The organism is Candidatus Poriferisodalis sp., assembly GCF_965214215.1.
Lineage (GTDB): Bacteria > Actinomycetota > Acidimicrobiia > Acidimicrobiales > Poriferisodalaceae > Poriferisodalis.
The window spans coordinates 194,527-213,615 of sequence record NZ_CBDCBD010000002.1; the positions used below are offsets into that span (position 1 = coordinate 194,527).

The 19,089-nt window shown below is 66.7% G+C and carries 12 protein-coding genes and 1 pseudogene; 9 read left to right on the forward strand and 4 right to left on the reverse strand.

Annotation, left to right across the window (positions count from 1 at the left end):
- Positions 1-19 precede the first annotated feature (19 nt).
- From ACOOF5_RS01160 to ACOOF5_RS01180, 5 genes are all read left to right on the forward strand, one after another.
- Positions 20-1,183, forward strand: coding sequence for a CaiB/BaiF CoA transferase family protein (locus ACOOF5_RS01160; RefSeq protein WP_420435765.1), 1,164 nt, complete (start codon positions 20-22; stop codon positions 1,181-1,183).
- A gap of 191 nt (positions 1,184-1,374) precedes the next feature.
- Complete coding sequence (locus ACOOF5_RS01165; protein WP_420435767.1) at positions 1,375-1,887, forward strand: hypothetical protein; 513 nt, start codon at positions 1,375-1,377, stop codon at positions 1,885-1,887.
- 86 nt (positions 1,888-1,973) lie between these two features.
- Positions 1,974-3,965, forward strand: coding sequence for a type I secretion system permease/ATPase (locus ACOOF5_RS01170; protein ID WP_420435769.1), 1,992 nt, complete (start codon positions 1,974-1,976; stop codon positions 3,963-3,965).
- Positions 3,962-5,143: an HlyD family efflux transporter periplasmic adaptor subunit gene (locus tag ACOOF5_RS01175; protein ID WP_420435771.1), complete on the forward strand. Its 1,182-nt coding sequence runs from the start codon at positions 3,962-3,964 to the stop codon at positions 5,141-5,143. The genes ACOOF5_RS01170 and ACOOF5_RS01175 overlap by 4 nt, the downstream gene beginning before the upstream one ends.
- Positions 5,144-5,155: 12 nt before the next feature.
- Entirely contained in the window at positions 5,156-5,821 is a 666-nt protein-coding gene (locus ACOOF5_RS01180) for an ATP-binding protein (RefSeq protein ID WP_420435773.1), read from the forward strand.
- Between the two features lie 13 nt (positions 5,822-5,834).
- Here the strand turns inward: ACOOF5_RS01180 and ACOOF5_RS01185 are convergent, their stop codons facing one another.
- From ACOOF5_RS01185 to ACOOF5_RS01200, 4 genes are all read right to left on the reverse strand, one after another.
- A complete protein-coding gene (locus ACOOF5_RS01185) occupies positions 5,835-6,719 on the reverse strand; it encodes an acyl-CoA thioesterase (RefSeq protein WP_420435775.1) in 885 nt (294 codons plus the stop codon).
- A 79-nt stretch (positions 6,720-6,798) separates the two neighbouring features.
- Complete coding sequence (locus ACOOF5_RS01190) at positions 6,799-8,271, reverse strand: amidase (RefSeq protein ID WP_420435777.1); 1,473 nt, start codon at positions 8,269-8,271, stop codon at positions 6,799-6,801.
- A gap of 154 nt (positions 8,272-8,425) precedes the next feature.
- A complete protein-coding gene (locus tag ACOOF5_RS01195) occupies positions 8,426-9,760 on the reverse strand; it encodes an aspartate aminotransferase family protein (RefSeq protein WP_420435779.1) in 1,335 nt (444 codons plus the stop codon).
- 125 nt (positions 9,761-9,885) lie between these two features.
- Positions 9,886-11,259 (reverse strand): aspartate aminotransferase family protein, encoded by a 1,374-nt coding sequence (locus ACOOF5_RS01200; protein WP_420435781.1) that lies wholly within the window; start codon positions 11,257-11,259, stop codon positions 9,886-9,888.
- Positions 11,260-11,341: 82 nt separating this feature from the next.
- On the opposite strand from ACOOF5_RS01200, the gene ACOOF5_RS01205 reads away from it, so the two are divergent.
- The 4 genes and pseudogenes from ACOOF5_RS01205 (at position 11,342) to ACOOF5_RS01220 (ending at position 18,941) form a co-directional block, all read left to right on the forward strand.
- Positions 11,342-15,631, forward strand: a complete 4,290-nt coding sequence (locus ACOOF5_RS01205; protein ID WP_420435783.1) for a hydantoinase B/oxoprolinase family protein — start codon at positions 11,342-11,344, stop codon at positions 15,629-15,631.
- A gap of 99 nt (positions 15,632-15,730) precedes the next feature.
- A pseudogene (locus tag ACOOF5_RS01210) lies at positions 15,731-15,976 on the forward strand (alpha/beta fold hydrolase); the annotation flags it as partial.
- A gap of 350 nt (positions 15,977-16,326) precedes the next feature.
- Positions 16,327-16,473: a hypothetical protein gene (locus tag ACOOF5_RS01215; protein ID WP_420436327.1), complete on the forward strand. Its 147-nt coding sequence runs from the start codon at positions 16,327-16,329 to the stop codon at positions 16,471-16,473.
- Between the two features lie 155 nt (positions 16,474-16,628).
- Positions 16,629-18,941 (forward strand): xanthine dehydrogenase family protein molybdopterin-binding subunit, encoded by a 2,313-nt coding sequence (locus tag ACOOF5_RS01220; protein ID WP_420435785.1) that lies wholly within the window; start codon positions 16,629-16,631, stop codon positions 18,939-18,941.
- Positions 18,942-19,089 lie beyond the last annotated feature (148 nt).

Sequence of the window (19,089 nt, forward strand, 5' to 3'; positions counted from 1 at the left end):
TTCTAGGGTCGAGGAACGGATGGGTACAGGACCGCTCGAAGGCATCACCGTGGTCGATGTGTCGAGCGCCGTCGCCGGCGCGTGGGTGTCAACGCAGCTCGCCGAGATGGGCGCCGATGTGGTGCTGATCGAGAAGGTGGGCGCTTCCGACGTCATGCGCCTGACCGGTGCGATCGTCGGCGACCAATCGGGCTGCTGGGTCCAGATGCACCGCAACAAGCGCGGCATGGATCTCGACATCCGCGATGAGCGCGGGCGCGAAATTCTGCTGCAGCTCGTCGAGGGCGCCGACGTGTTCATCCAGAACTTTCGACCTGGCGTGGCCGAGCGCCTACGCATCGGCTACGACGATCTCAGCGCCGTCAACGCCGATCTCGTGTACTTGTCGGTCTCGGGTTTCGGGCCTGCCGGGCCGTACGCGCACCAGCCCGTGTATGACCCGATCATCCAGTCGTTGACCGGCATGACCGCGTCGCAAGGTGGCGACTTCGTCAAGTCCGCCACTGCAGACAAGACCACGGCGATGACGGGGGCCACAGCGGTGCTCGGGGCCTTGCTGGCGCGGACGAACGGCGCCGGCGGCCAGCACGTCGAAGTCAACCTGCTCGATTCGACGCTGTCGTGGATGTGGCTCGATTACTTCTGGAACGAGTCGGTGCCCGAGGCCCCGCGCACACCCACCTACAGCGAGTGGTACAGCCCGTGGCAGACGGCGGACGGCTGGGTGGGTGCCATCTGGCCGTCGGACGAGCAGTACGCCCGCGTGTGCGGGAAGCTGGGCGTGCCGCATCTGGCCGACGATCCTCGCTTCGCCACGCGCGCGGCTCGGATACGAAACTCCAATGAACACCAGGAGGTGTTTGCCAAGCTGCTCGGCGAGTTCACTACAGCCGATGCGCTGCGGGCGCTCGAAGAAGCCGACGTCCCATGCGCGCCCGTGCTCGACGTCACCGAGGTGTTCGACGACCCCCAGGTGAAGCACAACGAGACGGTGCTCACCCACCACCATCCCGTCATCGGCCAGGTCCGCACCGCCCGCTTCCCGGCTCGGTTCAGCAAGACGCCCACACAACTGGAGCGCCTCGCCCCGGCCAAGGGGGAGCACACCGACGAGGTGCTCACCGATCTGGGCTTGTCGGGCACCGAGATCGCAGCGCTGCGCGCCGACGGCATCGTGGGCTGAGCACTGCTGCGGGCAGCGCCTCGCGCCACAGCTTCGCCCTTCGGCTCAGCCCCCTCGGCATCGCCCGCTGTTCGCGGCACTCTGCACACGCCGGCGTGATTGATCTCCGTCTTTCTGCACGCGTATAATTTGCATCAACAGTCAGCGATGAGCGCCGCTCGCACCAGGCGGTTGGGTACAGGGGGACCAACATGGCAGATCAAGTAGGCACCAGCGGAGATGACGTCCTCAAGGGCGAGGAACTCGAGGACGACGACATTCGCGGTCTCCAAGGCGACGACCGAATTTACGGGTACGAAGGCGACGATGTCCTCCGCGGCGGCGGCGGCGACGATGTCATCGCAGGCGGCGACGGCGACGACACCATCTACGGCGGCCACGGCGACGACTCGCTCTGGGGCGATGGCACCCGCTCAGACATTGCGATTGCCGGCGCGACCGATTTCGACACGTTCGTGTACAAGCCCGGTCACGGCAACGACACGATCCGAGACTTCAACGTGAACGAGGACCGACTCGACCTCTCGCATTTCGGCTCGATCTCGGAACTCTCAGACCTGTCGATTCAGCAGCAAGGCCAGCACACCGTGATCTCTGCGGACGCTGCGGGCTACGGCTCCATCCAGCTGCTCGGCGTGAACGCTTCAGACCTCGACGCAGGCGATTTCATCTTCCAAGGCGCAACCGACGCCGACGCCGGCTAGTCGCACGCAGCGCCCATCAGCCGCAGTCGGCGTGCTGATCGATTCCGGCTGCGCCTTGCGATCTGGCAGGTAGGCACACAACCACGGTGACCGAAGCAAGCGGCAGCTCCCGGGAGATCCAAGCGGTGCTCTCGGAGAGCCGCCGGCTGTTCTACGCCTGCGCGCTATTCAGTGCCTTCGTCAACCTGTTGATGCTGACCGGGCCGCTGTTCATGCTGCAGGTGTACGACCGCGTGCTGTCCTCGCGCTCAGAAGCCACCCTGCTGACGCTGATCGTGATCGTCGTCTTCGCCTTCGCGATGATGGGCGTGCTCGACTACGCACGCGGTCGCGTTCTGGCTCGCGCCGGCACCCGACTGCACGCCCGCCTCGACTCGCGCGTCCTGCGCGCGGTGATCGATCGCTCCACCTCGCCGAGCGCACGCTCGCAACCCGCGACCGGGCCGCAGGACCTCGCCGCAATCCAGCGATTCGCCTCCAGCACGGCTCCCTTCGCCTTCTTCGACACGCCATGGACGCCTGTCTTCCTCGCCATCTTGTTCCTGTTCCACTGGATGCTCGGGCTGCTGGCGGTGATGTCGGGCTTGCTGTTGGTCGGTGTCGCACTGTTGGGGCAGTACCGGACAGCGCGTCTGCAAGAAGGGCTCTGGGAGTCGTCCAACCGCTCGGCATTCTTCATCGAGCAGATGCGTGCCGGCGGGGAGACGGTGCACGGGCTGGGGATGCAGAACGCGGTCATCGCCCGCGCCGAGCAACTGAACGAGGAGGCGCTGGACACGTCCGTCGTCGCCTCCGACCGGCTCGGCCTGTTCAGCGTGGCATCCAAGACGCTGCGGCTGTTTCTGCAGTCGCTGATGCTGGGTCTCGGCGCATGGCTGGTGATTCGCAACGAGATCACTGCCGGGCTGATGATCGCTGCCTCGATCCTGCTCGGGCGGGCGCTGGCACCGATCGATCAGGCAATCGGCCAGTGGCCGCTGCTGCTGCGCACCCTGTCCGCGTATCGTTCGCTCTCCTCGCTGCTGGAAGAAAACCCGGCGGCGGGGCCGCGCACGAAGCTGCCCGAGCCGCGGGCACTGTTGGAGGCGCAGCAGGTCGTGATTGCACCGCCCGATGCTCGCTATGCAACGGTGCGCGGCGCATCGCTGCGTCTCGAACCCGGCCAAGCAATCGGCATCGCGGGACCCTCAGCGTCGGGCAAGACCACGCTTGCGCGTGCCCTGGCGGGCGTATGGCCGTCGGTGGGCGGATCGATTCGCCTCGACGGCGCCGAACTCGAGCAGTACGGCGACGATTTGGGTCGCCACATCGGCTATCTGCCGCAGGAGGTCGTGCTGTTCGACGGCACGGTGGCCGAGAACATCGCCCGGCTCTCGTCTGACGCGACCGATGACCAGATCGTCGATGCCGCCAAGCGAACCGGTGCTCATGAAATGATCCTCGAGCTTCCCGACGGGTACGACTTCCGCGTCTCGGCCGGGGGCGCTGCACTCTCGGGTGGCCAGCGACAGCGCATTGCGCTGGCCCGAGCGTTCTTCGGCGCGCCGGTGCTCGTGGTGATGGACGAACCCGACTCCAATCTCGACGCTGAGGGCACCATGGCGCTGTCGCGGGCAGTCGAGGAGCACAAGCGGCGCGGCGGTGCGGCGATCATCGTCGCCCACCGGCACGGCGCATTCGCGCAATGCGACACCGTCTACCTGATGGAGAACGGCCGACCGGTGCCGGCGAGCCAGCACGGTGGCTCGCGCCCTGTCCGGTCGCTGCGCAGCACCGATTCGAGCGACGCGACGGCGAGTCCATCGCCGGATCGGGCCAACACGGCACTTCCGCCTGCTGCCTCCGCGAGCGCTTCGGGGACTGTTGCCTCCGTCGAGCCGGCCGAAGCCGCTGAAGCGGGCGCGAATGGCGGTGAAGCTCCGGATTCGAGTCTGACGCAGCGGCGCATCGACGCGGCCGTCGCGCGGCTCAAGCGCCGCAGCGGACCCGTCGATGCCGCCGGCGATGACATCGCCGCTGCGCCGGTCACGGTGACGGCGCCGCACGACAACGATCACGTACAGAACGACGGCCCGTGAACACTCAGGAACAGCAGGTCAGTCGATACTCCGCTCGGCCGGCGGTCTTGCTGGGACTCACGAGCATCGTTGTGCTGGTCGGCGGCTTTTTCGTGTGGGGCATGACGTCGGAGATAGCGGGCGCGGTCGTCGCCAGCGGCGAGGTGACCATCTCGGCCGGCAATCGGCCGATCGAACACCTCGACGGCGGCGCGGTGGCCGAGGTGTACGTGCGAAACGGCGACCGCGTCTCGGGCGGCGATCCGCTGCTGCGCTTCGCCGAGGCTTCGCTGCAAGACGACTTGGCCACTCTCGAACTGAGCCATACGGCGCTGATCGCCCAGCGCAATCGTCTCGAAGCCGAACAGGGCGGCTCGGACACCATCGAATGGGACGAGTCGCTGGAGCTGGCCGCGGCCGACATAGCCGTCGAGGCGCTCGTGACCGACAGCCAAGCTCTCTTCGACCGGCGCTTGGCGAACCACCGCGGCCAGATCGCCATCTTGGAGTCGCGCATTGCCCAAGCAGAGGCTGAGGCAGCCCAGATGGCGGCCGGCGAGGCTCTCGAAGCCAAGAATCTCATCGCGCAGATGCAGGCGCAGATCTTGCAGATCGAGGCGGCCCGAAGTTCCGAGGCGGAAGCGCTGCTGCTCGCGGCCCTGCCCGAAGAACACGACCTCAGGGCGCGGATCCGTAACCTCGCCGCCCGCATCGACCGGACCACGCTGTATGCCCCCACCGACGGCACAGTCTTTGATCTGGCTGTCTCGGGCCCAGGCGAGGTGGTCTTCCAAGGCGAGCCGCTGTTGCAGATCGTTCCCGACAACTCCGCGCTGGTCGTGCGGACGCGGATCAGCCCTCGCAACATCGACCAAGTCCACCTTGGGCAGGAAGCCATCATCCGCTTCACGGCCTTTCCGTACCGATCGTCGCCCGAACGCACGGGGCGAGTCGTACAGGTCTCGGCAGACGCCTTCACCGACCCGAGCGTCGGCGAATCGTGGTACGAGGCCGAGCTGTCCATCGAGCCGCCGCCGCACGCCGATGCCGCTGATGCCGACCCTGACTATGACAATGCACTGGTGCTCGTACCCGGAATGCCCGCCGAGGTCCAGATACGCACCGACTCGCGCACGGTCATCAGCTACCTGTTCAAGCCGGTCACCGACTTCTTCAATCGCTCGCTCCGCGAAGACTGAGGCGAGCAAACCATGTCATCTCCGTCGAGTTCAGGCAGCGAGAACGCCCCAGATGCCGCCGAGCAGAGCGGTGAGGCACCGGCCTGTACACCAGTCGGCCCAGATCACCCAGTCGACCCAGAAGGCCCAGAAAGCCCAGAAAGCCCAGAAAGCCCAGAGCATGAACCCGACGACGACCAGACTGAGCAGCTTGCCCATCCGCACAGCAAGTTGGAGCTGTCGCTCGTCAACGACCTGCGCGAACTCGCGCGTGTCGCCGCAGCTATCGACACGTTCTGTTCCGACCACGGGCTCGGCACGCAACTCAGCTACGCGATCGACCTGGCCGTAGACGAAATTCTCAGCTACAGCATTTCCAATGCCTACGACAACGACGAAGTGCGTCCCGTCGAGCTGGCGATCTACTTAGATGCCGATGAAGTGGTGCTGCTGATCGTCAGCGACGGCGCCGATCTGCCCATGCGTCGGCCTGACAGCGGCGAGGGGGCAATCCTCGGCGGGGAGCAACTGGGCGAGCTAGGGCTGTTCTTGGTCCACCAGGTGATGGACACCGTGACAAGCGAGCGACAGCAGGGCTGCAACGTCATCGTGATGACCAAGCGTCTGCCGACCGAGTCCGACGAGTCCGACGAATCCGACCAGACCGAACCAGCCGAAGACCCCCAAGCCAACAGCTGAGGCCGCTGTCACCTCAAAGGCGGGCGAGAGCTTCCTGGACTGCGGTGGCGACGAGGCGGCCGTTCTGCCAGAAACGGGCTTCGGCGGTGCCGCGGTTGCTGGCTGCCGCCAGGGGGCGCTGTTCGCAATAGACCCACTCGTCGGCCCGCACTGGCTCATGGAACCACATGGCGTGATCCAAGCTGACGACTTGGACCTCGCTGTCCAGCCAAGTGACCCCATAGGGCACGATCACGTTGTCGGCGAGACAGTCGTCGCTCATGTAGGCGATGATCGCCTCGTGGATCGCCGGATCGTCCGGCAATCGGCGCGGCGCCCGGAACCAGTAGTCGATGCCGCCGCGGGGCGACGGCCCTGTGGGCGCCCACGGCGCATAGGCCACCCGGTATTCCACGGGACGTGTCATGTACGACCACTGCTCGCCGAAGATCGGGCCGACCTGCGCGATGCACTCCTGATAGGTGGGCAGAGACTCGGGCGCGGGCACGTCGGGAGACATCGGGGTCGCCATGTCGACCTTGCCCGTCTCGGGGACATGAAAGGTCGCCGTGAGCTCGAAGATCAGGCGTTCGGACTGGAACGCCTGGGATCGGCGTGTGCAAAACGCACGCCCATCGCGCACACGATCCACCCGGTAGTCGACTTCCGCCAGTCCGTCACCGCCTCGCAGGAACACGGCATGCACCGAGTTCATCAGCCGACCCTCGTCCACCGTCCGCTGCGCCGCGACCACCGCCTGCGCCAGCACATGCCCGCCGTACAGGCCGAATTCGTCAAACCCGGAGCCCTTGCCCCGGAACGTGTCCGAGCCGTTGTCGTTCTGCTGCAGGTCCAGCAGGTCCAGCAGGTCCAGCAATTCGTCTAGGGCCTCATCTACGGCCGCTTCAGTGTCACTCACGGCCTAGTTCTCTAGCAGACCGCTCGACCCGCAGGCCCGACAATCGAGCTGAGGGCTCAGCTATCGATGCCCGGAGCGGCTACTCGTACCCGGGCGGGGAGGCGAATCCGCCGAGGGTGCGCTCGATGAGGGCCGCGTAGCGGATGCCGCGCCGGTCCCCCAGATGCGGGGCCACGATCTGGATGCCCACGGGCAGGTCCAGTCCGTCGGCAGTCAGCCCGACCGGAGCGACGGTTCCAGGGAGATACACGCTGCAGCTCCAGCCGGCCCAGAACAGCTGGTCGACGCCCAACTCTTGGTGGCCGTCGATGTCGATGGTGCGGGTCGGCCGGGTGCCCGTGTGGTCGTGAACGAACGCCGCCGATGCGGCGATCGGGCACAGCAGCAGGTCATAGTCGTCGAAGTACCGGGCCCACGCCTGCCGGTAGCCCTCGCGCTTGTTGTGGTGGGCGAACCACTCACGGTGGCTCATCGTCATCGCGTAGTCGACCAGCGACTGGTAGTCGCCCTCGCCGTCGTGGTACCGATGGGCGCGCGACTGTGCGTCGTTCCACATTGCGTCGTCGGCCAGCGCTCCGGTGGCGGCGCGCAGCAGCATCAGATAGTTCTCGTGAAACTCGTGCTGGTCGATGTCGGGTGTGGCTTCGCTGATATCGGCGCCAGCGGCTGCCAACGCGTCCACCGCCCGCTGCAAGGTGTCGATCATCGCCGTCGAATTCCGGATGACCGGCGTGTCCAGCATGACGCCCACCCGGAACGCACCCAGCGTGTCGCGAGGTTCGGACCCCAGCGCCACGCGGCAGCCAGGCGCATCGAAGCCGGATGGCCCGGCAAGCAGATCGAGCGCCAGATCCAGATCGGCAGCGCTGCGTGCCAGCGGGCCGCACACCGCGATGTCGCTTCCGACCAGAGCGCCGGGCACTGCGTGACCCCCGTCGGGCACTAATCCGAACGTCGGCTTGTGGCCGAATACGCCGCAATAGTGGGCCGGGTTGCGAATGGAGGCACCGATGTCGGAGCCCAGCTCCAGCGACGCCATGCCAGTGGCCAGCGCCGCCGCCGAACCGCCGGAGGAACCGCCCGGCGTGCGAGTCAGATCCCACGGGTTGTTGGTGCAGCCGTAGATGTCGTTGAAGCTCTGCCAGTCGCCCAGCATCAGCGGCACGTTGGACTTGCCCCAGATGACCGCGCCGGCATCCAGATACCGCGTCACCGTGACAGCGTCGGCTTCGGCCACGTTGTCGGCCCACGCCGGATTGCCCCACGTCGAGGGGGTGCCTGTCCAGTCGAAGGCTTCCTTGATGGTCATCGGCACGCCATGCAGCGGCCCCCAGCACTCCCCCGCTGCGAGCGCTGCGTCAGCCGCTGCAGCGCGCTCACGCGCCTCGTCGATCCGAGTCACGATCACCGCGTTCACCGCAGGGTTGAAGCGCTCGTAGCGGTCGAGCGCGCCTTCGAGAGCTTCGACCGCCGACACCTTGCCCTGACGGATCAACGAGGCCAGCTCGGTGGCTGGAATCAGGTTCGGATCTGTGTTCGTGGCGCCTGTCATCGCGCCGAGACTAGAGGCGAAGCCGTGACCCGAGCGGCCCGTGAGCGCAGCGAACAAGAGCGGGAAGCAAGTGGCTTCGCCGCGCAACGGTGACTTCCACTGGCACACGCTCGAGGTGCAGATGGCGGCTGCATCAATGGTCGTGCGCCGAGGTTCAGCTGGACCAGGCGGCGTCGGCGGCTCGGAGCAGATGAGCGATGTCGTCGTCGGTCATGGCCAAGCTGAGACAGCCGAGGCCCCCGCCCGACAGATACACACCGCCCGCCTGGATGGCGTGCTCGAACTGCTCGAGCTCTGCGGCTTCGTCACTGCTGAGGTGGGCATCGCGGTAGTTGCGGATGCGCCTGGTGTGGGGATGAACCTTGAAGAGGCTTCCGCGGCCGGTGACCTGCCAATCCACGCCTGCCTGGGAGATTGCTGTACGCAAACCGCTGCGCACGGTCTCGCCCATGTCGTCCAAGCGAGCGAACGCTGCGTGATCGAGCTGGTTCATAGTGGCGAGTCCGGCTGCCATGGTGACTGGGTTTGCCGTGAACGTCCCACCGGAGGGCACCTTGGCGCGCGTGCCGCCCGCCCGAGCAAAGGTGGACATCGGCCCCTTGCGCCCCGCAACACCGCCGACAGGAAAGCCGCCGCCGATGATCTTGGCCACAGCGGTGATGTCGGGGTCTATGCCCAGCAGGGTCTGCGCTCCGCTGTAGCCCAGCCGGAACGAGATCACCTCGTCGAGCACCAGCAACGCCCCTACCTCGCGGGTCGCCTCGCGCACCGCCGCAATGAACTCGGGCTCGATCGTCGGCAATCCGACCTGGCTCGGCATCACATCGAGCAGCACCGCAGCCAGCCGGTCACCGTGACGCTGGATCGCCGCGCGGGCACCCTCGGCGTCGTTGAAGTGGATGATGCCGACCTCTTCGATCACCGAGTTCGGCGTGCCCGATGCGTACGGCACCGTGGCCGGCGCCGCGGCATCGCCCCAGTTGGTGGGATCCGACGCCAAGCTGGCTTCGGCGTGGTCGTAGGTGCCGTGATAGGCGCCCTCCACCTTGATGACATTCGGCCGACCGGTGAATGCCCGTGCAGCCTTGAGCGCACCCATCACTGCTTCGGTGCCGGAGTTGCAAAACCTGATGAGCTCGAAGCTCTCGACCCGATCGCACAGCAGAGAGGCCAACTCGATCTCGATATCGCACGCCAGTGCGAACGCCGTGCCCCTCGCCATCTGGGCGCTCACTGCCTCGACGATGGCGGGGTTGGCGTGCCCCATGATGAGCGAAGTGAAGTTGTTGTTGCAGTCGAGATAGCGGTTGCCGTCCACGTCGGTCACCCAAGCGCCCTCGCCGTGATCCACATAGATCGGGTTCGGCCGCCGCAGCAGCGTGGCTCGGGAGACGCCGTCGGGAATCCACTGCTGTGCCCGGGCATACAGCGCAGCGGACTGTGCCTCTGAGCGCTGGCTATTGGTGGGTGAACCGGTCGAGGGAGCCATCGGCTCAGTGTCGCAGAGCCACCGCGTTGGCTGCTTGACCGTCGAGGCTCCTAGACCGCACCGGCCCCCCGCCGGTAAGCCTCCAGCACGAGCCCACGGAAATGGCGCACGCCGTGTTCGGACTCTTATGGGCTGGGCAGCGATGCCTCGGCGGCCCCGAGGAAGTGCTCGATGTCGTCGTCGCTCGTCGCGAGGCTCACACAGCCAAGGCCCTCGGCGATGAGGTAGACGCCGCGGGACTGCATGCGGCGGCCGAATTCAGTGATCTCGACGATCTCGTCGCTCGACAGATGCGAGTCACGGTAGTTGCGGATGGTGCGATGGTGCGGGTGCACCCGGAACAGGCTGCCCGCGCCGGTGACCTGCCAGTTCAGGCCCGCACGGTCGAAGATCGACCGCAGGCCCGACCGTATGTTCTCGCCGATGGTGTCCAGCCGGGCAAACGCATCGCGGTCGAGCAAGGTCATCGCTGCATGGCCGGCGGTCATCGTGATGGGGTTCGCAGCAAACGTGCCGCCCGATGGCACTTTGGCCCGGTTTCCCGCCACACGGACAAAGGTCTCCATAGGGCCTTGACGACCGGCGATGGCACCTACCGGGAACCCCCCGCCGATGATCTTGGCCAGCGTGGTGATGTCGGGGTCGATGCCCATGTTCGTCTGTGCCCCTCCGTAGCCCAGCCGGAAGGAGATGACCTCGTCGAGCACCACCAACGCGCCCACCTCACGCGTGGTCTCGCGGATCGCTGAGATGAACTCCGATTCGATCGCGGGCATGCCCACCCGGTTCGGCATGACATCCAGCAGCACTGCCGCCAGCTGATCGCCGCTTCGGCGGATCGCAGCGCGGGCACCCTCAGCGTCATTGAACGAGATAATGCCCACCTCGTCTTCGACCGAGGCCGGCGTGCCAGCGGCGTAGCGCACCGTCGACGGCGCCGTCGCATCGCCCCAGTTTGTGGGATTGGGTGACTGGCTGGCTTCCGCGTGGTCGTAGGTGCCGTGATAGGCACCTTCGACCTTGATGACTTTCGGCCGCCCGGTGTAGGCGCGGGCGGCTTTGAGAGCAGCCATGACCGCCTCGGTACCCGAATTGCAGAAGCGGATGAACTCGAAGCTCTCGACACGCCCGCACAGCAGTTCGGCCAGATCGACTTCGGAGTCATTGGGGAACGAGAAGGCGGTGCCTCGAGCCATGCGTGCCTGCACCGCGGCGGCAATCGTGGGATCGGCGTGGCCGATAATGATGGACGCGAAGTTGTTGTTGCAATCGAGGTAGCGGTTGCCGTCCACGTCGGTCACCCACGCGCCCTCGCCGTGATCGACGTAGATCGGATGGCCTCCCGTACGCAGCAGAGTGTCCCGTGAGGTGCCATCGGTGATCGAGCGCCGCGCGCGCTCATACAGCGCCGCAGACGCCTCGGTAGGCCATCGTCCCGACTCAGTCATCTGCATGGTGAGCTTCGCTGTGCCTGCTGAGACATCTGCGAAGTCTGGCATCGGTCCCCTGAGAGGACCGGTTTTCTCCGCCAGCAGCGGACTTCAGACGTCATGGCAGAGCCTTGGGTGCGAGACTGAACAGATGACAGCGCCCGCAACCGACGCCGACGGCGCCCAACGGCGGCCCGCGGCGCCTTGGCGGATCGGCGTGGACGTCGGGGGGACCTTCACCGACTTGGTCTTGGCCGATGCGCAGGGCGCGACCTGGGTGGCGAAAGTTCCCTCAGTCCCGGCGGATCCGAGTCGAGGAGTTCACGCTGCGCTCGCCCGTGTCGCCGTGGACCTCGGCATGCCCCTGGGCGACGTGCTCGCTGACTGCTCGCTGTTCGTCCACGGCTCCACGGTGGCCACCAACACCATGCTCGAAGGCACAGGAGCGGTCGTCGGGCTGATCGCCACCGAGGGGTTCCGCGACGCGCTGGAGATCCGCCGAGGCCTGCGCGAGGACCAGTGGAACCACCGCGCTCCGTATGCCCCGGTGCTCGTGCCTCGCTACTTGAGGGCAACGCTGGGCGGACGCATCGACGCCGACGGCAGCGAACACGCCCCGCTCGATGTCGAGAGCCTCGGCTCGGTGCTGGAGCACTTCGACAGCCACGAGGTGGAGGCCATCGCCATTGCGTTCATGAATTCGTTCGTGAACGACTCCCACGAGCGAGCAGCCGCGGATGCCGTGAGCGAGCAATGGGACGGCACGTGGATCACGACATCGGCCGCTGTCTCGCCGCTCATGGGCGAGTACGAACGCACATCCACCGCCGTCGTCAACGCTTCGCTTTCGCCCAAGATCGTGTCGTACTTGCGCTCGCTGAACGACGATCTCGCTGCGGCCGGGTTGCGTCACGCCATCTTGTTGGTGCAGTCGAATGGTGGCGCCGCCTCTGTCGATCAGGTGTCGGAGCGGCCCGTGAACCTGCTGCTCAGCGGTCCCGCCGCTGCCGTCGGCGCGCTCAATCTGTACCGCGACGCCACCGATGCCGCCCTCGTCAACGATGACAGCACTTCCGCAGTGGCGGGAAACCTGATCTCGATGGAGATCGGGGGCACGTCCTGCGACGTCCTACTGATGTCGGGCGGCGAGGTGGACACCCGCGACGACATCATGATCGCCGGATATCACGTATCCACGCCTGCGATCGACATTCACACGATCGGCGCAGGCGGCGGCACGATCGCTGGCGTCGACGAGGCCGGTCTGCTCTTCGTCGGGCCGCAGGGCGCTGGCGCCGACCCTGGCCCGGCGTGCTACGGCCACGGCGGCACGCTGCCCACCGTCACCGATGCGCAGCTGATCCTCGGCCGCCTTCGCCCGGGCAAGTCCGCCGGCGGCACGTTGGACCTCGACATCGACGCAGCCCGCGAGGCGATCCGCACGCACGTCGCTGAGCCGCTCGGCATGGCTATCGAAGAGGCGGCCGCCGGCATCGTCGAGGTGGTCGAGCAGCACTTGCTCAGCGCGACCGAGCACATCTCGATCGAGCGAGGCCATTCGCCGCGGCGCTTCACGATGGTCGCTGCGGGAGGCGCAGGCCCCATGCACGGCGCCTCGGTAGCTGCAGGGCTCGGCTGCGAACGCGTCTATGTGCCCCGCGATGCCGGCGCCCTGTGCGCGATCGGGATGCTGCACTCCGACGTTCGCCAGGACTTCACCCGCTTCTTGATGGGCTCGCTCAACGAACTCGACCCCGTCGAGATCGACGCTGGATTCGACGCCCTGCGTGCCCAGGCACTCGAGGTGATGGACGGCGAGGGATTCGTTGCCGAACACGTGACGCTCGATTGCGATCTGGAGCTGCATCACCCCGGCCAGCTGTGGACCATCCGCGTCCCTGCCTACTCCGAGAACGAATCTGGGATCGACGCAGTCGCAGTCCGGGCTGCCTTCGAGACTGAATACGAGCGGCTGTACGGCCACGTCCAAGCCGACGGCACGATCATGGTGGCCTCGCTTCGCCTCGTGGCACGCGCCTCGACGGGCGACGTGGCCACTTCGCAGACGGCTCCTGCGGTGGGTGATCCCGAGCCCATCGAGACACGTTCGGTATGGCACGGGCCTTTCGGCTGGTGCGACACTGCGGTCTTCGACGGCGACGTGCTGCGGCGCGGCCACGCCATCATGGGCCCGGCACTGGTCGAGGAGCTGACCACGACGGTCGTGGCCCGTCCGGGTGACCGGCTGTGGGTGGACGCGAACGGCGACCTGTTCATCGACCTCGTGCCCACCGACGAGACCGCTGAGGGCCTCGAGGCTGAACCGAAGGGCGAAGCCGTGGCCCGAGCGGCCGTTGAGCGCAGCGAACTCGAGCGGGAAACAAGAGGCGATGCGAAGGAACGTTCCGCCAATGCGCGCACGCTCTCCACTGCGGGCGACGCGGCAGTGTCCCGAAGCGTCCAATCGGGTCGATCCCGCAGCGGGTCGAACGGCGAGGCGGCGGCTGCGACGGACGAATTCGGGCTGGACCCGATCGTGCTCGCCGTCATGCAGAACCGGCTCGACCAGATCAGCAAGCACATGGGCTGGGTGATGACGCGCACTGCGCGCAGCACGATCTTCAGCCAGAGCCACGATTTCTCCTGCTACGTGACGACCCCGGACGGAACGTTGGTCGCCAACGCCGACGGCATCCCCATCCACACTGGCGGGGGCGGCTTTGCGGTCCGAGCGCTCTTGAAGCGCTACGAGGGACGCATCAACCCAGAGGACGTGTTCCTGCTGTCGGATCCCTACGTGGCCGGCGGCAACCACCTGCCCGACTGGGTGATCGCGAGGCCTGTGTTCGTCGCCCGAGAGGGCGAGCAGCAGCACAGCGTCGCCCGAGAGGGCGAGCAGCAGCACAGCGTCGCCCGAGAGGGCGAGCAGCAGCACAGCGTCGCCCGAGAGGGCGAGCAGCAGCACAGCGTCGCCCGACAGGGCGAGCATGGCGACAGCACAGAGGACAGCGGCGGCGAGCCCACGCTCGTGGGGTTCTGCTGCAACCGTGCCCACCAGTCCGACATCGGCGGCGGGATCGCAGGCACCTACAACCCTGAGGCCACCGAGATCTGGCAAGAGGGCATCCGGCTGCCGGTCATGAAACTGATCGAGGAGGGCAAGATCCGCGACGACCTGTGGGAACTGCTGCTCATCAACTGTCGGACGCCCGAGCTGCTCGACGGCGACCTGCTCGCCATGCTGGGCTCGACCCGCATCGGCGCCGAGCGTGTCCTGGGTCTGGTTGCCGAGCTCGGGGTCGCGCCCTATCTCGCCTACCTCGACGGCGTCCTCACCCACGGCGAGCGTCGCATGCGCACCGCCATCGCCGCACTGCCCGACGGCACCTACTACGGCGAGGACCGCACCGACAACGACTGCTTCGGCCCTGCTGACATCGCCGTGCGAGTGAACATGACCGTCGACGGCGACGAGATGACGCTCGATTTCACCGGTACCGATCCCCAGATCGACGGCTTCAAGAACAGCTCGCTGGCGAACACCTACTCGTCGGTGTTCCTTGCCGTGTCCTCGTTCTTCGACACGTCGATCCCGCGCAACGAGGGCACCTACCGGCCGGTGACGATCATCGCCCCGCAAGGCAGCATCGTGAACGCACTGCCGCCTGCCCCGATGACCATGAACACCGTGTTTGTCGCACATGAGATCGTGATTGCGGTGTGGCAGGCACTGGCACAGGCCGATCCGGATCGGGCGTGCGCAGCTTGGTCCAAGACCATGCACGGGCACGTCGCCGGGCGCCGCGACGACGGCACCACTTGGGTGATGTACCAGTGGCATGCCATGGCCACACCAGGTGCGACCGCGGAGCGCGACGGCTTCGCGCAGATGGGGCACCTCATCACGCTCGGCGGCCTCGACTTGCCGAACTTGGAGTTCCACGAGCAGATGTACCCCGTGCGGTACGTCCGCCACGAACAGCGCTGCGACAACGCCGGTCCGGGGCAACGACGTGGCGGCACCGGTGTGCGGTATGAAGCCGACATTCTGGAGCCTGCTATCTGGTCGTTCAGGGCTGAAGGCCTCGACACCCCATCGGGCCACGGCGTGCGCGGCGGTGGCACCGGCGGGGTCGGCCTGGAGTGGATCGTCCCCGTCGACACCGATGCCGATGGGCCGACGTTCGTGCCTCCCAAGTACGGCATCAAGCGGATGGGTCCCGCGCGCATGATCGCCGACACACCAGGCGGGGGCGGCTGGGGCGACGCCTTCGAGCGCGAGCCGGCATCAGTGCTGCGCGACGTCATGGACGATGTCGTCAGTGTCGAGGGCGCCCGCCGCGACTACGGCGTTGTCATCGGCGACGACGGGCGGACCATCGACGTCGCTGCCACCGAACAATTTCGTGCCGCAGCTCATCGTGCTGCGCCGAACGCTTGAGTCCCAGCGTCCGCTGACCACCCGTTCAAAGAGAAAGCCCCTGACATGACGCTTGTGCTGGTTCACGGCAATCCCGAGACAACCGCCATCTGGGAGCCCATGCGAGCATCTCTGGCTCGTCACGGAATCGGGGCCGACGATGTGGTGGCGCTCTCGCCGCCGGGATTCGGCGCGCCCGCGCCCGACAGCTTCGGCGCCACCATGAGTGAGTATCGGGACTGGCTCGCGGCTGAGCTGGAACGGCTGCTCACCGCAGGTGCCTCCCACATCGACCTGGTGGGCCATGACTGGGGCGGCGGGCACGTCATGCGCATCGCCATGGAGCGCCCCGATCTGATTCGCTCGTGGTGCACCGACGTGATCGGTCTGTTCGATCCCGACTACGTCTGGCACGACGCGGCCCAGCTGTGGCAAACCCCTCAGGGCGACGCCTCGATCGCGCGCATGATCAGTCGTCCTGATGCCGAGCGAGTCGATTTCTATGCCGGCTTGGGCATGGGGCCCGAGGTGGCCCCAGCAGTCGTGCCCCACATCAACACCGACATGGGACGGTGCATCTTGGCGCTCTACCGCGACGCCGCTCAACCGGCCATGGCCGACTTGGGCTTCAACATCGCAGCGGCCAGCCAGCGCCCTGGACTTTGCATCCTGGCGGCGGGAGACCACTTCACCGGCGGGGCATCATGCATCGCCGCATGGCCAAGCGAGCCGGTGCCCGGGTCACCGAACTGCTCGATGTCGGCCACTGGTGGATGTGCGAGAAACCCGGTCTCGCCGCACACACCGTCGCGAGCTGGCTCGCATCCCTCGACCGCGCCGCCGCCAGGTCGAACGAGACCTGAGCAGCCCTCGCTGCGACAGCCATTCTGGCGAACAGCGCCGCTTCACCATTGGGCTACTGTCGCGGCTGATGCCGGGCCGTCGTGCATGGTCGGGCACGCTGTTGTGAACGTACGTCGACGCTGCTCGCGCAGCGTCACCCACAAGGGGGCAAGTGATGGCCGCATCGGGCTCGATTCTTGGGAATGCCGTCCAGCGCAAGGAAGATCCTGGTCTGCTGACCGGTGCGAACCACTACGTCGACGACCTCGATGTCGATGCGGCTGTGGTTGCCTTCGTCCGCTCAACCGAAGCGCACGCCGAGATCACCTCGATCGACACCTCCGAGGCAGCGTCGATGCCGGGCGTTTTGGCGGTCTACACCGCCGACAACCTGTCGATGGACGCATTCCAAGGCTTCCCGATGATGCCGCCGGACTTCAACCGTCCGCCGCTCGCCGCCGGTCGTGTCCGCTTCGTCGGCGACATGGTGGCAATGGTTGTGGCAGGCACCCAAGCGCAGGCCAACGACGCTGCAGAGGCCGTATACGTGGACTACAGCCCGCTGCCGGTCGTCTCTGATTTCGAGCGCGCTGCCGACCCCGACTCACCCGTCGTATGGGAGGGCCAGCAGTCCAACGTGTGTTTCCCCTTCGCGATCCCCGGGCCAGATGAAGAGACCGGTGAGCGCCCCGGCGTCGATGCACTGGCCGGCGCTGATCATGTCGTTTCCGAGCGCATCGTCACCCAGCGTCTCGCCGGCGCACCGATGGAGCCCAATGGCTGCGTCGCCGTGCCGGGCAGCGACGGCACCATGACGTTGCACGTGTCGGTCCAGAACGCTCATTCCCAGCACGAAGCGCTCGCCCCCGCGCTCGGCCTCGAGGCCGAGCAGCTGCGAGTAACGGCGCCGTGGGTGGGAGGCGGATTTGGCCCCAAGGCAGCGGTGTACCCCGAGTACATCGTGGTCGGCAGGGCGGCCCAAGAACTGTCCCGGCCAGTTCGCTGGACCGAGAACCGAACCGAGAACATGCTGTCGATGGTGCAAGGCCGCGCCATGGTCATGAATGTCGAGCTCGGCGTGCGCAATGACGGCAGCATCGTGGGCCTCAAGGCGAACGTGATCGCCGACGCCGGTGCGTATCCGATCATCGGAGCGATCCTGCCGATGCTGACCGGCATGCTCAGCCAAGCCGTCTATGACATTCCCGTCATCGACTACCAGTCTGCGACGGTGATCACCAACACCACGCCGATCGGCGCCTACCGGGGCGCCGGGCGACCCGAGGCCACCCAGATGGTGGAGCGCATCCTTGACAAGGCCGCCGCTGCGATCGGCATGGACGCTGCAGAGATTCGCCGCAAGAACTACCTGCAGCCCGATGCCTTCCCCACCACGTTGCAGACTGGGGTGAGCTACGACTCAGGCGAATACGAGCGGGCGCTCGATGCGGTGCTCGAAGCATCGGGTTACGCAGAGCTGCGATCCGAGCAGCAGGCCAGGCGTGACTCCGGCGACTCCAAGATGATCGGCATCGGCGTGTCGTCCTACGTGGAGATCACGGCCCCCGTGGGGCTGCACGTGGAATACGGCAGCACGGAGGTTCACGACGACGGCACGGCCACGATTCGGGTCGGCACCTCCAGCCACGGCCAAGGGCACGACACGGCCTTCAGCCAGATCGTCGAGGGCGTGCTCGGCATCGCCATGGAGAACGTGACTCACGTCGACGCCGACACCGCCGAGGTCCCCTCGGGTGCCGGCACACTGGGCTCGCGGTCACTGCAGACCGCAGGCTCGGCGGTGTACCTGTCCAGCCAGGCGGTACTCGAGAAGGGCAAGCAGCTCGCCGCCCACCTGTTGGAGGCCTCCGCCGACGACATCGTGGTGGCCGAAGGCGGCTTGGCGGTAGCCGGTGTGCCGACCAGCTCGGTGAGCTGGGCCGACATTGCCAAGCTGGCCAACGACGACAGTGCCCGCCCCTCGGGCGTCGAGGCGGGCCTCATGGCCGAGGAGAACTTCGACGGGACCGATTCCACGTTCCCGTTCGGCTCTCACGTGGCGGTCGTCGAGGTTGACCGCGAAACCGGCGAGGTCGAACTGCTGCGCCACGTGGCGGTGGACGACTGCGGCACCATCATGAACCCGATGATCGTGAACGGCCAGCAGCACGGCGGCATCGCCCAAGGCGTCGCACAAGCGCTGTACGAGCACGTGGAATACGACGACGATGCCAACCCGCTGAACGCCAGCCTGATGGACTACCTGGTGCCCTCGGCCGCGGAGCTGCCCAGCTTCGAAGTGTCCAACACCGAGACGGCCAGCCCGCGCAACCCCCTGGGTGCGAAAGGCATCGGCGAGTCGGGCACGATCGGCTCCACCCCGGCGGTGCACAACGCGGTATGCGACGCTGTCGCCCACCTCGGCATCGACCACATCGACATGCCCTGCAGCCCCCAGAACGTCTGGCGAGCACTGCAGAACGCCTGAGCTCACGAGACGGGCCGTCCCCTGCCGAGGAAGGCGGATCAGCGCGCTCTTCGTCCCCGGACGAAGTGCCTAGCAATCACGTAGTCTCTGTGCTCGCACACACAGCGTGACCGGCTCGACAGAAGGGCTCGGCGCGCCCGCAGAAGGG

Excerpts from the sequence above, each read along its gene's own strand:
- ACOOF5_RS01160 (WP_420435765.1), top strand. The coding sequence starts at position 20 with ATGGGTACAGGACCGCTCGAAGGCATCACCGTGGTCGATGTGTCGAGC.
- ACOOF5_RS01165 (WP_420435767.1), top strand. The coding sequence starts at position 1,375 with ATGGCAGATCAAGTAGGCACCAGCGGAGATGACGTCCTCAAGGGCGAG.
- ACOOF5_RS01180 (WP_420435773.1), top strand. The coding sequence starts at position 5,156 with ATGTCATCTCCGTCGAGTTCAGGCAGCGAGAACGCCCCAGATGCCGCC.
- ACOOF5_RS01190 (WP_420435777.1), bottom strand. The coding sequence starts at position 8,271 with ATGACAGGCGCCACGAACACAGATCCGAACCTGATTCCAGCCACCGAG.
- ACOOF5_RS01195 (WP_420435779.1), bottom strand. The coding sequence starts at position 9,760 with ATGGCTCCCTCGACCGGTTCACCCACCAATAGCCAGCGCTCAGAGGCA.
- ACOOF5_RS01200 (WP_420435781.1), bottom strand. The coding sequence starts at position 11,259 with ATGCCAGACTTCGCAGATGTCTCAGCAGGCACAGCGAAGCTCACCATG.
- ACOOF5_RS01205 (WP_420435783.1), top strand. The coding sequence starts at position 11,342 with ATGACAGCGCCCGCAACCGACGCCGACGGCGCCCAACGGCGGCCCGCG.
- ACOOF5_RS01215 (WP_420436327.1), top strand. The coding sequence starts at position 16,327 with ATGGCCAAGCGAGCCGGTGCCCGGGTCACCGAACTGCTCGATGTCGGC.
- ACOOF5_RS01220 (WP_420435785.1), top strand. The coding sequence starts at position 16,629 with ATGGCCGCATCGGGCTCGATTCTTGGGAATGCCGTCCAGCGCAAGGAA.